Origin of the sequence: Chryseobacterium sp. P1-3, assembly GCF_000738495.1 — a bacterium.
Classification (GTDB): Bacteria; Bacteroidota; Bacteroidia; order Flavobacteriales; family Weeksellaceae; genus Chryseobacterium; species Chryseobacterium gallinarum.
On sequence record NZ_JPEQ01000023.1, the window covers coordinates 1 to 15,601 of the forward strand.

10 protein-coding genes are annotated in these 15,601 nt (G+C 37.3%); all 10 read right to left on the bottom strand.

Features of this window, described 5'->3' with window-relative positions; translation table 11 throughout:
• Nucleotides 1–612 precede the first annotated feature (612 nt).
• Nucleotides 613–1,737 carry a sensor histidine kinase gene (locus HX13_RS22315; RefSeq protein WP_128572536.1) on the bottom strand — a complete coding sequence of 375 codons (1,125 nt, stop codon included), beginning with the start codon at nucleotides 1,735–1,737 and terminating at the stop codon, nucleotides 613–615.
• Between the two features lie 37 nt (nucleotides 1,738–1,774).
• Nucleotides 1,775–2,533 carry a hypothetical protein gene (locus tag HX13_RS22320; protein WP_128572537.1) on the bottom strand — a complete coding sequence of 253 codons (759 nt, stop codon included), beginning with the start codon at nucleotides 2,531–2,533 and terminating at the stop codon, nucleotides 1,775–1,777.
• Nucleotides 2,534–3,283 (bottom strand): LytR/AlgR family response regulator transcription factor, encoded by a 750-nt coding sequence (locus HX13_RS20400; RefSeq protein WP_238555568.1) that lies wholly within the window; start codon nucleotides 3,281–3,283, stop codon nucleotides 2,534–2,536.
• A gap of 534 nt (nucleotides 3,284–3,817) precedes the next feature.
• Entirely contained in the window at nucleotides 3,818–4,600 is a 783-nt protein-coding gene (locus tag HX13_RS20405; RefSeq protein WP_128572538.1) for a hypothetical protein, read from the bottom strand.
• Nucleotides 4,569–6,902 carry an RHS repeat domain-containing protein gene (locus tag HX13_RS20410; RefSeq protein WP_050022577.1) on the bottom strand — a complete coding sequence of 778 codons (2,334 nt, stop codon included), beginning with the start codon at nucleotides 6,900–6,902 and terminating at the stop codon, nucleotides 4,569–4,571. Before HX13_RS20410 ends, HX13_RS20405 begins: the two co-directional genes overlap by 32 nt.
• Complete coding sequence (locus HX13_RS20415) at nucleotides 6,868–11,559, bottom strand: SpvB/TcaC N-terminal domain-containing protein (RefSeq protein ID WP_050022578.1); 4,692 nt, start codon at nucleotides 11,557–11,559, stop codon at nucleotides 6,868–6,870. The genes HX13_RS20410 and HX13_RS20415 overlap by 35 nt, the downstream gene beginning before the upstream one ends.
• A gap of 53 nt (nucleotides 11,560–11,612) precedes the next feature.
• Complete coding sequence (locus HX13_RS20420) at nucleotides 11,613–12,116, bottom strand: hypothetical protein (protein ID WP_050022579.1); 504 nt, start codon at nucleotides 12,114–12,116, stop codon at nucleotides 11,613–11,615.
• A gap of 361 nt (nucleotides 12,117–12,477) precedes the next feature.
• Nucleotides 12,478–13,251 (bottom strand): SH3 domain-containing protein, encoded by a 774-nt coding sequence (locus tag HX13_RS20425; RefSeq protein ID WP_238555569.1) that lies wholly within the window; start codon nucleotides 13,249–13,251, stop codon nucleotides 12,478–12,480.
• A 78-nt stretch (nucleotides 13,252–13,329) separates the two neighbouring features.
• Nucleotides 13,330–14,157, bottom strand: a complete 828-nt coding sequence (prmA, locus tag HX13_RS20430; RefSeq protein WP_050022580.1) for a 50S ribosomal protein L11 methyltransferase — start codon at nucleotides 14,155–14,157, stop codon at nucleotides 13,330–13,332.
• Between the two features lie 634 nt (nucleotides 14,158–14,791).
• A complete protein-coding gene (locus HX13_RS20435; protein WP_050022581.1) occupies nucleotides 14,792–15,505 on the bottom strand; it encodes a 3-ketoacyl-ACP reductase in 714 nt (237 codons plus the stop codon).
• Nucleotides 15,506–15,601: the final 96 nt, after the last annotated feature.

Below are 15,601 nucleotides of genomic sequence, written 5' to 3' on the forward strand. Positions count from 1 at the left end.
TTTAAAAAAATAATGTTCTATTTCAAGTAGACAAAGAAGGCAGCGTAGCTGCTGACTAAGCGCATGCAAAGTGTTCGCTTCATCAGAATCGATTAAGATCGATTCATTTCTTAGCTTACTTAAAATGAAGAGTAGTCAAAAGATCTTTGCGTGAATTTTAAAAATTAAATAGATCTAAATATTATATGCCCCCAACTTTTCCGCTTGATCCACCATTCTTTATACAATAAAAAAGCCTAAGAAACGAGTTCTTAGACTTTTGAAACATTCATTATCAACATTTGAGATTCAACGATTTTCAATCCATAATGTATTAATTCCACAACCTAAAAGGTTTACCCTCTTTTACATTTCTGAATTGATTTATCCCTGCTTTACCTCCTTGGGATGGCTTGCTTGTGAAGTTCTTATTCTTCATACAAGACATCGATGATTCTGTCATGTACATAACTTAAGTTTTCATGGTGTGTTTTTACCCCTGGTTAATAATTTCACTGCAAGAAACAAATATTCAGGGAGATTTCCTCAACTGGTTTACAATTCGTATCCCTACATTTACAATTCGCTTTACATCGCTTATATTTTATCTCGCATCAGGTAAAAATCACCATATTATTTTTCAAAAACAACAGGGATGTGCAAAGTAACACATCGCCCTCCGGCCTCTGAAACAGAGGTTTCCACACTTGCTTTTTTCCCCAATAACAAAATACGTTCATTACTGATTGCCCCGGATAAAGAACGGTGGGATGTTTTAGACACTTTTTGTAATTTACCTGTATCGGCAATACGTATGACAAGAATATCTTTTTGAAGTTCAAAAACAACGGAAATAAGAGCCTTATCACTGTCAATATTAATCCCGTGTACAATAGCATTTTCCACATAAGGCTGTACAAGCATCGGAGGCACCATTATCGCACCAAGGTCCTGTTCCTCAGGATATTGCAGCTCGTAAGAAAATCCGTGATCATACCGCATCTGCTGCAACCTGAGATAGTTATCCAGTGTTTCAATTTCTTCATCAAGAGGCACATATTGCTGTCGGCTTAGTTCTAAACTGCTTCGTAAAAGCCTGCTAAACCGGTTCAGATACTGAATTGCAGCATCTTTCTGATCCAGACGTACAAAGCTTTGTACTGCAGCCAGGGTATTAAAGATAAAATGAGGCTCCATCTGCGTCCGTAATAATTGCTGCTGCAGTAATAACCTTTCTCTTTCCTGGCTTTTCCTGCGCTGCTGGTAATAATAATACAGGAAGCAAATCAGTCCTAAAAGCAGGACAACAATCAAAACTACAACAATAAGCCATAACCGGTTTTGTTGTAATTCCAATTGATTGATCTGAATGTCTTCATTCAGCATCCGGATGGATTTATCTTTGGCCTGAATCTGATACAAAGCGTTCATTTCAGCAATTGCCCGGGTATTTTTATTTTGAAAATACTGCTGTTGTAAAGATCTGATAGTGTCCAATTCTTTTGCCGCTTTTTTATAGTCACCTTTCAGGTCATACAGCTTTGCAAGGTCTGTCCTGTATATAATGACATTACTGGTATCTATTTTATCCTTATAGGCAGATAATACTTTGTTAGCCTCCGCTAATGCTGCCCGGGCACTGTCTCCTTTTTTCATTTCAATAAAAATAGCTCCTATATTGGCATGAGCTAAAAACATATTATTGACAACAGATGGGGCTTTATCTCTCTCAAAGATCTTTTCTTCCTCTATTTTCATTAATTTTTGGTAGTGAAGCAGGGAGTCGTTTTTGCCGCTATTTTCGAAAAAGTTTAATTTTACTGTTGTAATAGTATTTTTTTTGATAAGCTTCCGGATTTTTTTTATGTAAGGTCTCCAATTTTTCCAGATATATTTTAATACTGTCACCAGGCATCTTTTGTAAGGCCAGAATATGAATAATCTGCACCAATGCTCTTTGGCGGTTCACATGCCCCTCCGGCAGACTATCTACTAATTTAAGAGCAGCCAGGTTCATTTCTTTTGCCAATCCATAATCATATAAATATCTATTACTCTGGGCTGCGGAGAGCAACATACTGGTTTTTGCTTCTGCCGATAGTTTTAATCCTGCATCCGAACGAATAATAGCTGCCGCCTTATTATAATAAAAGGCTGCCTGGTGTTCTTTTCCATTGGCCATCAGAATATTCCCCATTCCGTTATATACCAACGCTTTATCCGGTAAATTATCTTTAGTAGATTCAATAAGCGTAAGTGCCTTTTCAATATAATATTCAACAGAGTCTTTTCCCAACATGGCATGCATCCTTGCCAGGCCGTAATTTACCCTTGTTGATAAAACCGTGTCCCGCTGCACTTGTTCATTACGCTCAAAGCTTCGCCAGGCAGCCAGCAGGGAGTCTTTATTTTGTGGAGATAATTTTGCCTCACTCAGTTTTTTAATAGGTTCGGCAAGGGGGGATTCATTGTTTTCAGTTTTTTGTGATTTTTTACAATACATCAGAGTAAACAAGGCAATCACGAGCCCAAAATAAGAAAGATAACGATACATCTATTTAATGGATAATAAGTTAAGTATATAGCTTTTTCGACGGGAGGAAACAGGTATCTGTTCTTCGTTCTGTAAGATCAGATATTCTGAACGGATCACGCCTGTAATCTGGCTCCGGTTAACAAGGTAAGATTGGTGACTTCTTAAAAAGTAAGGGGAAGGTAACAGATCTTCATAATATTTAAGGGGTTTTGAAACCAGCTCATTTCTACCATTTTTCAAATGAAAATAAGTATAGGGACCATCTCCTTTACAGTACAAAATATCCTGGACATTGATCATCCGCATATTATTGAGTGAATTCAGTACAATTTGTTGTGGTAACGCCTGCTGATCTGCAAATGTATTACGAACCAATTCTAGCTGTTTGGCATATTGAAGATTTTTCTCCTGCTTTTGCCTGTAGCGGTCCAGGGCTTCCCTGAGCTCCTGCTGATCTATAGGTTTCAATAAATAATCCAGCGCACCATATTTAATCGCTTTTATTGCAAATTGATTATAAGCTGTAATAAAGATGATATTTTCAGGAACAGGAGATAAGTTTTTTAAAACATCGAAGGCTGTCCCGTCAACCAGTTGAATATCCATCAGCACCACATCCACCTCCTGCTCCTGCAGCAATCTAACTGCACCGGCAACATGATGAGCCGGGCCTATGATTTCCAAATCCGGTTCATCACGCAACAAAAAGATAATCTCGTTGCATACGGCAGGCTCATCTTCTATAATTGCAACCTTTATCATTGGCATTTTATTATTCTTTTGTAAAAATATTAATTCTGATCAGAATTCAATGTTTTTTTATACAGTAATATTCACATCCGTAGGATATTTTACAATTACATTCTATGAAGTAATAAAAATCCTAGAGAATCATGAAGAATAGTTCATACGCTTCATTGTATAAAAACTCCGTTTCATCAGCTTATTTTGCCGGATCAGCTCAGGTTTTGTTTTGATAAGCAGCAATTCATCCTACATTTACATCGTAAACAAGCCGGCAATTACTCAAAGTTAGTTTTAATTATTTTTTAAGGAAATATTGATCAAGCATCAATAAAGATCTTTTTGTGCACTTTAATTCCTTGTAGCCATTGATTGGCTCAACTATACACTTAATCATGTTTGGTAGGATTGGTTTTTCCAATCCTATTTTTATGTATAAAAACAAAATTGAGAAGCAATATCATAGAATTTACACCATACAAAAGCCCTTACAAATCTTGCAAGGGCTATTTTTAATATAAGCTGCCTGATCTGACAGTTAGTTGTAGCAGAAAATGATTATTTTTCCACCTTTAAATTTATTTTACCTGAATAACAGTCTTCTTTTAAAGGCTGAGCTTTAAAATTCCTTATTTTAGTTGTATTACGTTCATCCAGGTATTCCCTGATCAATAACGGATCATTATGCACTTTTATCATCATCCGGTATACATCATTTTTAAGGGCATATCCTACTCCATTTTCAAAATAAGGATTATAATCATATAATGCAAAATCTATATCGGTACTGACTATAACAGATTCCCCGGGTTTTATAAAAACAATATTATCATTAATGTACTTTGCCCGTACTACCCAGTTTAAGGGTTGGGATCTAAAATAAAGATCTTTGTATTTTTTCACAGCCTCTGTACTGTCATTCTTAATTCTGAGTTCCTGCTGGCTCCTTTTATTAAATTCATCAGGCGTAAACTGCGGAACAGATTTAAAGTTCGTGAGCTTAAGAGGACTTTCAGCATTTTTGCTTTGAAAAAGAAGCAACCTTGGATTAAAAATCATCTGATCTTTCGGTATCTCCGCACCTTCCTTATCAAAAATATACTCGTCAGGATTCCCAAAAACTCCAAAGCTTTTTTTACCAAGAATCAAATAAACATAATCACTGGATGTATTGAGCAGCTTATAACGTATTGAAACGGGATGATACCCATCATCATTCTTATAAACGACATTCTGGTTTAAAAGCTCAACAGTTACCTGTTGAGCTTTAATGCAGTTTATATTAATTATTACAAAAAGCAGGATGATTTTATTTCTTGCCTGCCCAATAAGCGTTAACATATTCATTGTATAATCTCATTAATGACCTTGTTGAAAAGCCGTTATCCATTAAAAAGCACTCCTGGATACCATTCAAAGCCACTTCATTCCAATAGCGTGCACCCTCTGCAACATTCTTAGTGGCAAATGCCGCCTGGTACTCATTAAATCCATACTTATCATTGATAATGTTCCAGTTTATTCTTTTCCCGTCAAGCATCTGATTCAACATCTTGTCATAGATTCCCGAAGTTAGGAAAAAATGGTGATTAAGTTCATGGAAAAGTGTAATGGCATAATCCAGTACTGTTTTGTTAAAATCTGCATTACAGTTTAACATCACTTTACCGCCTTCGTAACTTCCATAAACGCTTCTTCTTGTCCATTCCTCTACGATAGTTACCCCTCCTTTAATATTAAGCCTTTTAAATTCAGGTACTTTAGTCACCAGTAATTCAGGATCTTGTGAGGTTGCACCGCGATCCGGATCTATATCTGCACTTTCAAGGTAAGATCTTATGGTTGATTTCTTGCCAAGGCTGTGGAAATAGTGATTTAACCCTGCAACCACGCCTCCTACCAGTGCTCCCTGCCAGAAATTTCCTCCTGTAAGCTCAGCTCCGATACCTCCCATTACGGCTCCTGACAAAACCATACCTTCTGCACTTTTTGCAAAACTTCCTGCTACTTCCTTAAAGATTGTAGCTCCCATACTTCCCAGGAACCCTGAAATCATACCAGCCTGGTGTGTTCCTCCCTGCATAAGGGACAATGTTCCCTGCGCAATACCATGTGCTGTAGCCTGAAGGAATGCCGATCCCACTTTACCGATACTTGCCGCAAATTGCGTTGCCGCCCCGGCCGTGGTGGTAAATATACTGCCTATACCATAGGTGACAGCTCCGGAAAGGGCTCCAAAAAACTCTGCTTTGAAATAACCTAACAGCGTAAATTTCTGTCCGGTGATAATCGTATTGATAATATAACTGGCTGTACCTACCATCGCTCCGATAACGATAGCCGCTACAAAAGCCTCTGTAATCCCGAAAATATATTCTCCACTCGGATCACTGAACAGCAAAGGATTATTGAATACATAACCATATTTGTTATAATTCTGTGTATTGTAAGGATCCTGGATATTTTCATCAGCATTCAGGAATCTTCTTAATAACGGATCATACAATCTTCCGTTCATATGAATAATCCCCACTTCTGAAAAATATTCGTGACTTGTATACCCACGTTCAACCACCATTAAGCCTTTCTGGATATATTCGTTGATTGAATTTTTGTCTGTGGTAACAACTCCTGTTCCCACTTTCAGATGAGTCAGGTTCCCCCACGCATCAAAATGTCGCTGTTCCAGCCTTTTACCATCTTCATCGCTTATAGCAAGGATGCTTCCCAAGTAATCTTTGTGTAAAAATTTATATGTTCCAACAGCTTCATTATATCCTTTGATAAGCACAATATTACTTTCATAAGGACTTCCCCCGATATAGATCATATATTTTTCCTTTTTATCGCTGTTACTCCTGATGACTTCAAAACTTCCGTCTTCACTATAGAATTTCTTATATCTGCCATCCTGGCTCGGACTAAAGTTTCCTCCATAGTTGACTACCTGGCGCATAGAAGTCAGCCCATACTGGAAAGAGACATCTCCTTTAATACCATTAATATAAGTAGGATCATTATTTTCATTATAATTGATATACTGAATCAGGTCATTGTTATAATTCTGGACTCCTGCTGAATTCAGGTTTGCGCTGGTTGCCTGATAGATTTTGCTGCCATCTTCATAATTGATGGTTCCTACCTGATCATTTTCCATAATTCTTCCCTTTGCATCATAAACATTGGTAGAATTTTGTCCTGTTTTAGGGTTTGTCCAGGATATCAGACGATTGTTATCATCATAGCTGAAGGTTTCCGTAATATTAAAATCACCTCCCGTAGTTCTGGTTTTCAGCTCATTTTTAATCGCATCAAAAGTATAGCCTACCTGAAGTATTCCGGATTGACCGGCAGACGAATGGTTGGTGCTTGACAGGAAACCGTTGGTATCATACATATTAGTAATCGTAGTCTCTCCTAATTTGGATAAAATAGCCTGTCCGGATGCATTTGTATCCTGCAATTCCCACAGAATCTTATCTGTACGTTTATCTCTCAAACGATACAATTCACCGTTCCATGCATTGTATTCATTGATAATATTGGCTTCAACAACAACAGTTCCTGAAGTGATTGTTTTTACATATGATTTTACTTTGGATCTATCATTATAGAAAATATTCTTTGTAAAAACGTTTTCCATTACTGTTTTCTACAGTAGAGGAAACTCTTCCCTGGGGATCATATGTTGTTGTTACTGAATAGTTTCTTCCATTGGATGAACCTGCTCTTGAAACCAGCCTTCCTTTGGTATCATATTCAAAAGTAATGGTTTTGGTGGTTGAAGCTCCACCATCGGAAGACAGTTCTGTCTGTGTTACCAGCTGCCCTAAAGCATTGTAAACATATTGTTTGGTTCCTTTCGGACTGGTGATCTTCAGAATTTGTCCAAAGCCATTATACTCATATTTGTAGGTTCCGTTAGATGGATCAGTAAATTCTGATCGTCTTCCCCAGGCATCATATTTTGTAATTACTTTATTGGTATCATAAGCTGCTTCAATCTGTTCATCGGCAGCGTTATACTTAAACTGAATCACACCTCCTTTATCAGTGGAAGAAACAACATTTCCAATAGCATCTGTTGTTTTAGAAACCGTTCTTCCATATCCATTAACTTCCTTAACCGTTGTGGTAAATCCGGAAACAGAGGTAATACTTTCTTTACCATTGAAGGATATTGCTGTAATTTTGGCAGGGAAGAAATTATCATCATAAGACATGGTGTTGGTCTGGGTAGGACTCTGCCCTTCAAAATACGGCTGGGTTTCGAAAATCTTTCTACCCAATGCATCATATCCTATATCTTTGGTAACATATTTACTTACTCCAAATGCTTTGGCTGTTGATTTATAATTTTGTCCAATTGCATTGGTATAAGTCATTTTTTCATTTCCGTCAGGAGAAGTTTCTTTTACCCTGATTCCCATCCCCAACGCCAGTTTGTCATAAGTATAAGTGGTAGCACCCGAAAGACTTGAAGCCATCGTAAGGATTTTACCCCAATTGTCATAAACATTCAAAATAATATTCCCAGACGGATCAGTCTGCTGCGTCATCTGCCCCCAGTCATTATAGATCATATTGGTTTCCAGTCCCAGATTATCTATTGTCTTAATGATGAAACGGCCTTTATCATCGTAAGCACTCTGGGTAGTCTGAACCTGTGAATCCACGCTATTGGAAACTACTTTTTTAGTAACATTCCCAAAACCATCATATTCATAACTTTCCTGAAGATATCCTGAATTATCCCTGTTCCAGTTTTTAGCAGTCTTTATCAGGTTGTTTTCATAAGTGAATTCTTCCTTACCGGATTTGGTATCGTTATAAGCCTGAACAATATTGTTCTTTGATTTTATTCTGCCTATATAGTAATCTGCATTTACACCTCCCGGATTGTTATAATAATCAAATTCGGCTGTTTTAATGGAATATCCGTCATTGATATTGGAGATTGTCCGGGCCGGTAAATAATAACTTCCATATTCTGTAGTGTTAACAGTAACCGTATTGGTTAAGAAATCCTTTGTTCTGGACAGATTTACAACCGAGGAGGTCACAATTTTTGCTTTGTCATCCGGTGCTACCGAAGTCACAACCTGTCCGTTTAAGATTTTATCTGTCGTATAGGAAGTGCTCTTGAGCGCCAGCAGCTCGGTATTCGTTTCCGAAAGATTAGCCGGGAAGATTTTGGCCTCATCGTTGGTTCTTATTGTCCATTCTTTGACAGGAACAGATTCATTAAGAGGATCTACTTCTGCTCCCATCCACAATTTAGCAGCTTCAAGACCAGGGGCAAACCAGGTGGATTTTGCAAACTGTCTGAATCCAATCACTCCTCTTCCATGGAAATGGGAAAGCATTCCCCTGTATCTGAAATCCTGATATAAGATAGAGGTAGGACTAACCTGAATCAGCTGAGAAACAACAGAAGACTGCGGAACTTTCTCTAATTCTATATACGGATAAGGTTCTGTTTTAATTGGTTTATAAAAAACAGGATCAGTTGTTGAATTGAGTTCTTTATATAAAATATTGGTAACCACTTCCCCTTGCTTAATCTGCGTTACTCTCGCAATGGTTGGCAGGAAAGTATAGTTATAATGAAGGACATAATTATAATCACATTCTGCTCCCTGACAATCTACAGGTTTACCGGTAAGGATGATCTGCTGGTTCTCCCTGTTAAGGCTTAAGGTACTGAACGGGATAACCTTTTCATTATACCCTTTAAGCCAATATTTGGCACGGAAGAAACTGATTCCGCTATTGGTATCTATCGGTACCGTATTCTCCGTATTTATGGCCATCGGGATATTTACCCCCGGGAACGGTGAATGTGTTGGATTATAAATAATACTTTTATTAGAGCTTCCTGCCAGTTTATTAACAGAATAAACAGCAACACTTACATTGGTCCATTCCTGGTCGCGGTGGGCATTCCATTCGTGGTCGTACAACAGTACATTGGAAACCAGGATTTCCGTTTTTCCATCACCATCCAGATCACTGGTCTGGTATTGGAACATTCTCAGCATTCCATAGGTACATCCGCTTTCATAAAAAGTATTATGGACACCCGATGTTAAAGTTTCTGTTCCGGCTTGATAAAGAATGAAATTATTCAGATAATATTTATTAAACTTTTTTCCATCTGAAATATACAGGTCCCAGTTGTAAGATTTGTTAGCCTGCGGTACCAGGATATCCATTTTAGAATCTCCATTAAAGTCTCCGAATAGCATGGCAGTATATACCGTTCCTACAAAATTCTGCCCTGCAAAATTACCTACATTCACATTAGAGTAATTGTAAGCAAGGTCTCTTTTGATATTGAAAACACTGCTAAATTGAGAATTAGTCTGCATTATAATTTCCTGGATCCCATCCCCGTTCAGGTCGGCAAACTTGATCGGGCTATTAGCATTTCCCACTGTAGCACTAAACTGATAGACACTCTGTGGCATTCCCAGATTCTGCTCAAGATCCAGCAATATATAAGAGGTATACAGCTTTAATGTCTGCCCCGGGGCTATATTATCCGGCTCTTCCTCCACAGGGGGCACACCGGACTCCGTATTGGTACCATCTATATGAGGTTCCACATCTTCTCCCATTGTTCCGGGCGTTTCGTCTACAGGAGTATCCTGACTGACGGTCCTGGTAATTATTCCCGGATCAAGCGGATCTCCATTACTGCAAAGCTGGCTTATCCTGAATTTAAGCACCAGTTCAGAGATCCCATCTCCATTATAATCATAACTCAATGCTTCACTGATAGCCGGAACAGACGGGTTATTACAACCAAATCCACCTTCGTCAAGGTAAGGAGCAAAAGAATCATAATCAATGGTTTTAGAGTATTCAAAAACCAGCTGCTGATTAGGAATATCGATAGAGTATACCTGGAATTCATAATCTTTTTTATAGGATACACTCGTAGCTTTAGGTACAGGAATGACAAGCCCTACTTTATTTTTAACGTAATTGTCTTTCTTAAAAGTAACCGGAACAGCGTTTTTGAAATCATTTGCAGTAAACTTCGAAGCATCATACTGCAAAGAAATGGCGTTTACTCCAAGATACACGGAACTTCTGTAATTGATAACTCCTGCAGACACAAATTCAATATAGTCTGCAATACCATCCATATTGAAATCTGCATACTTCTTTGTATTAAAGTTATTGACGTTATACTGGCTCGAAGTTTCTTCAGAACCCGTAGAATTGGAGGCATATCCAAAAGTAACAGGATTGGAAGCCTCATTGGCAGCATTATATTCTGTAATCTTATCTACGAATTCATAACTTGTTCCATTATCTATATAATTGATCACATATTTTTTAAACTGTGCCAGGTTTGCTTTCACTGTCACATCTTTCAGGATTTTCTGCTGAATGTGTAAAACTCCCTGGTGATAGGCTGTTTCCTTTTGCGCCCGGTCAATATAATTAAACTCTATGGAGTTAAAATGAGGCTTACCCAACACTTCATTCCCTCCCCATTTTATGCTTTTAATGAGGGTGATATTACTGTTGTTAAGTTCGGCCTGGTCGTATTCATAAGAAATATAATTTCCTTTAATATCCCTCCATTTTATGATGTTATACTGCAGGTCTGTAGTTGCGGCAGGATTATTGGGAATATTACCAAACCATGCCTGGGAACCATCCTCAAAATTCACTTCCCAGTATAATGGCCCGCTCCAGGGTTTCCCGGCAACTGCACCATAGGATTTTATTCTCAGGTTGGAATACTTTTCGGTTACATACTCAGCACCGTCTTTTCCGTATTCGCCGGATTTAAGGATCAGCCGCTGCCCGTTAAAACTATACAAATCCGTATAATCCGACTGAATTCCTATGATTTCATTGTTTTTTTCTATATTTTTATTTACTCTTGCTATGGCTGTGATTCCTCCGATGTTCCATCCGTATCCGGCAACACCGTTTCCTGAGCCACTGGCATACAAAAGATTCACCTGGGGAGCTACACTTTTTACCCCCGGCGGAAGGGCTATGGGTAAAGTAAATTGCAGCTGTCCACCATTGTTGACCTCTATATTTCCTTTGGTATCGTGAAATTCATTAAACTGAACTTCTGTTTTATTTGTAGTCACCGGCAGGTCAAAAACCTGCCCTGATATGGGGATTTTCTTTCCAATGGCATCCGGGGAAAACTTGCCGGACTTTGAAGCAGATTTACCGGATTTAAGCTTAGAACCGACATATTTACCGTTCTGAGCATAAATCTGTACAGCCCATATTGATAAAATGAAAAGTAATATCTTTCTCATATATGGATCTATTTTAATTGAATTGTTAATGATTAATAAGAGTGAAAAGATGTTTAGATTTTCGTAATGTTCTTACTTAGTCTTCTTCCATCTTTGAGTGTAAAGGTGAGAATATATACTCCCATGTACTGTTTAGACATATCAATCTGAACTTTTCTGTCTAATGAAGAAATCCTTGCATTTTGGAATACCCAATGGATGGTACTTTGCTCATACAAGCCAATATCAGCAATAAGGTCATTTACCTTTTCGTTCCAGGTGATTGTTAAAACATCTTTTACCGGAACGGGGTACACATTGATGTGGCTCCAAAACTGACTTTCAGACATTGTATTATTCTGAGTCTCCTGAAGCGTTGCCAGCTCAGCTTTTACTTCAGGTATTTCATCGTCTTTAGGCGCCACCCTGCTAAAAATTAAAGGTAAGTCTCCCCGGTAAATTTGATTTCCCGCCTCATCATGGGAAAAATAAGCTTTAGCCTGGGGCTGAGGAATGATCTGGCCAATAGCCATAGGGCTCATGGTCACTGCCAGAATTTGCAATAACGGAATTTTCATGTTTATTAGTTTTTAAATAAATTTTCAAATCAAAATTAACGTTTTTTATGATATATAGAAATTTTATTTATATTTTTTATTATATTTTCAATAATCCCTTATTTCATGCGGTTTTCCAACTATACAATCTTAAAAAAAATTACAAATATTCCCTTTTTAAATAAAAATAATTTAATAAAAACTGTCATTAAGGAAACATATTCATTATAATAAATTAAAATCAATTAATTTTTTCAACAAAAAAACCACTATGATAATTTTAGTGGTTTTTGTTATTCATTAAAATCCGGAATGTAATTCTTCAATTATTTATCAAGAGTAAACTCTCTTGTACCTCATCCTATATAAGACAATGGTTTGATTATTTTAGCTTATAAGAATTTCCATCCCAAAGATAAATTTTAGAGGAACGTTTCTTTTTTTCACGGTCTTTATCATCTTTTTCCATCTCTTCCGTTTTAAAAATAAAAGCATTGGGAATTCCCCCTTTATCATTAGGAAAAATGTACTCTTCGCTATGATAAAACACATCTGCATCTCCAACATTCATCAACTGAGGCAGCGCAATTAATTTTTTATCTTTAAAGAGGATATACTGATCATAGCTTGCAATCCCACACGCTTCTCCGGAAACCATTGCTTTCAGTGTCAGTTCAACATTCTGCAGCTTATGATTGCTTTCAATATCGAAGGTTGCATAGCTCAGCTCTTCCTCTCTTCCTGTATCAAAATATACCTCATCAAGCAGCATATTTCCTTGCATCACTTTCACTCCGGCTATATTTTGCTTTTCGGTAGTATTCAATTCCTTGCTTTTTTTATCTATCGTTTTTGAGAGCCCAAAAAGGAAATCATAATCATTTTTATTACGGTACCCTACACAAAGGTTTCCACCCCAAACATACCCTTCAGAAGCTACACTCCCTTTCTGATAAGAGATTTTATACCAGTTTGCCCTTCTTTCCCCCAACTTTAAAATCTTTTCTTCTTTTTTAAGGATCATTACCTGCGAATTAGTCTGTAATGAATCTGTAATTTGCGCACTTACATCAGGCTCCTTTCTCACCCTTGTCCAGTCCGTAAAAATCTTTTGGTTTTTATTTTCCTCAAAACCAAAAATTCCATTTGCATACACTTCATTTTCCTGCGCTGTAAAAAAACTGCAGTGTCAGTAAAAATAAAGCCGTCCATAAAGCCTTCATCATTGTATTTATTATTTTTCAAGCAGCAGGCTTACCCACTCTTCACGCTGCAGCTGTTTTTTAAGTTCAAGACCGTTTTCTTTACACACCTCCAGGATATCATCTACATCAAAGAAACATAGCCCGGAAAGCAATAATTGTCCCCCTTCATTCAATACGGAAACATACGCCGGAATATCAGAAATCAGAATATTCCTATTAATATTAGCCAAAATAATATCGTAGTTTTCTTTTCCTAAATTTTCAGCAGTACCCTGTTCAATATCCAGCCCTACATTATTCCTGGCCGCATTTTCTTTGGAATTCTCTACAGACCACTCATCAATATCAATTGCTTTGGTATCTCCTGCTCCCTGCTGTTTTGCATAAATTGCCAATACAGAAGTTCCGCATCCCATATCCAACACCTTCTTTCCATGGAAATCAATATCCATCATCTGCTGGATCATCAAATGAGTAGTAGGATGATGTCCCGTTCCGAAGGACATTTTAGGCTGAATAATAATTTCATGCATTCCCGGTACAGATTCATGGAACTCTGCTCTGATCAATACTTTATCATCAATATTGATAGGCTCAAAATTCTTTTCCCATTCTTCGTTCCAGTTGATATTAGGCATCTCTTCGAAAGAATATTCAATCTTTACATTTTCGTTCCCGAAAAGAGGCAGTGCCTTTAATGCTTCTTCATTAAATAAGTCCGTCTGAATATATCCTAAAATTCCGTCAATTTCTTCTGTAAAACTATCGAAGCCTATTTCTATAAGCTCTGCCATTAATATTTCACTCCAGGGTTGTAATGGGGAAATTTTGAAATTGAATTCTAAATAATTTTGCATGTGTATAATTTGCTGCAAAAATACTAATGTTATTATTGTTAAAAAAATGGAAGGGGTAAGTTTTGGCTAAAGCCGAAGGATTTTTATTTTTTGGTTGAATTGTGCATGGATATTTATAATCTAAAAGCTAATTGCTTAAAGGCTTTATCTTGTTGTTCATTTTTTTTTAACCACAGATGACACAGATTTTCACAGATGTTTGAGGATATTTTTCTGTTTATAGATAGCAGATAACGGATTATAAAAATCTTTGATTTTTAAACTTTTGTGCTCTTCTTAAACGTAATGCTTTTAGCTTAAAGAACTAACGCGGTAAAAACTTTTGTGGTTGAATTGTTAACCACAGATGACACAGATTTCCACAGATGTTTGAGGGTATTTTTTTGTTTATAGATAGCAGATAACGGATTATAAAAGTCTTTGATTTTTAAACTTTTGTGCACTTCTTAACGCAATGCTTTTAGCTTAAAGAATTAAAGTGTTAAAAACTTTTGTGGCTTTTGGTTGAATTGTTAGCTACAGATGATGCTTTTTAGCTAAAACCCATAAATAAAGCGGGCTAAAGCCCGCTTCCTCTGAATTATCTGTTTAATGGCTTGTCAATTTTTTACCAATTTTAAACTTAAATTTGAAATTATGGATTAGTAGAGAAAATAGACCCATTAGCGATCAGCGCTCTCCTGTTCATTTTCAAAATATCCCTCACCCATTCTGCAAAGTCTTCAGGTTGTAATACTTTATCAGGATTTCCATCTGTAAGACCTCCCTGGATACTCATATCGGAAGCAATCGTACTTGGTGTCAAGGTAATGACACGGATATTTTGTTTTCTCCATTCCGCCATCATCGATTGTGATAAAGAAATTACAGCTGCCTTAGATGCTGCATACGCTGACATATTAGGCCCTCCTTTCAATCCTGCAGTAGATGCTACATTTACAATATCTCCTTCTCCTTTTGCCTTCATGAATGGATATACCGCCTTTGCTGCATAATACACTCCGAACAAATTAGTTTTGATCACCTGTTCCCAGGTTTCAGAGGGCATTTCTTCTAATGTTCCGAAATCTCCGATCCCTGCATTATTGATTAGGATATCTACTCCGCCAAGCATTTCAGCCAAGGTGTTAATACCTGCCTTTACAGCAGCTTCATTATCAATATTGAAAACCGCATATGCAGCATTGACGCCCAATTTCTGGATTTCATCAACTGTATTTTTAAGGTTTTCCTCGTTTCTTCCCGTGATCGCTACATTCACTCCTTCATTGGCCAAAGCTAAAGCAACCGCTTTACCTAATCCTCGTCCACCACCTGTTACGATGGCATTTTTTCCGTTTATATTCATAGTAGTAATACTTTTCGTGGTACAAAGTTACAAAAGAACATTTGTACAGAGCAGCAGAATATCAATTTTAATAATTTTTTACCTTCATCTGCTCAT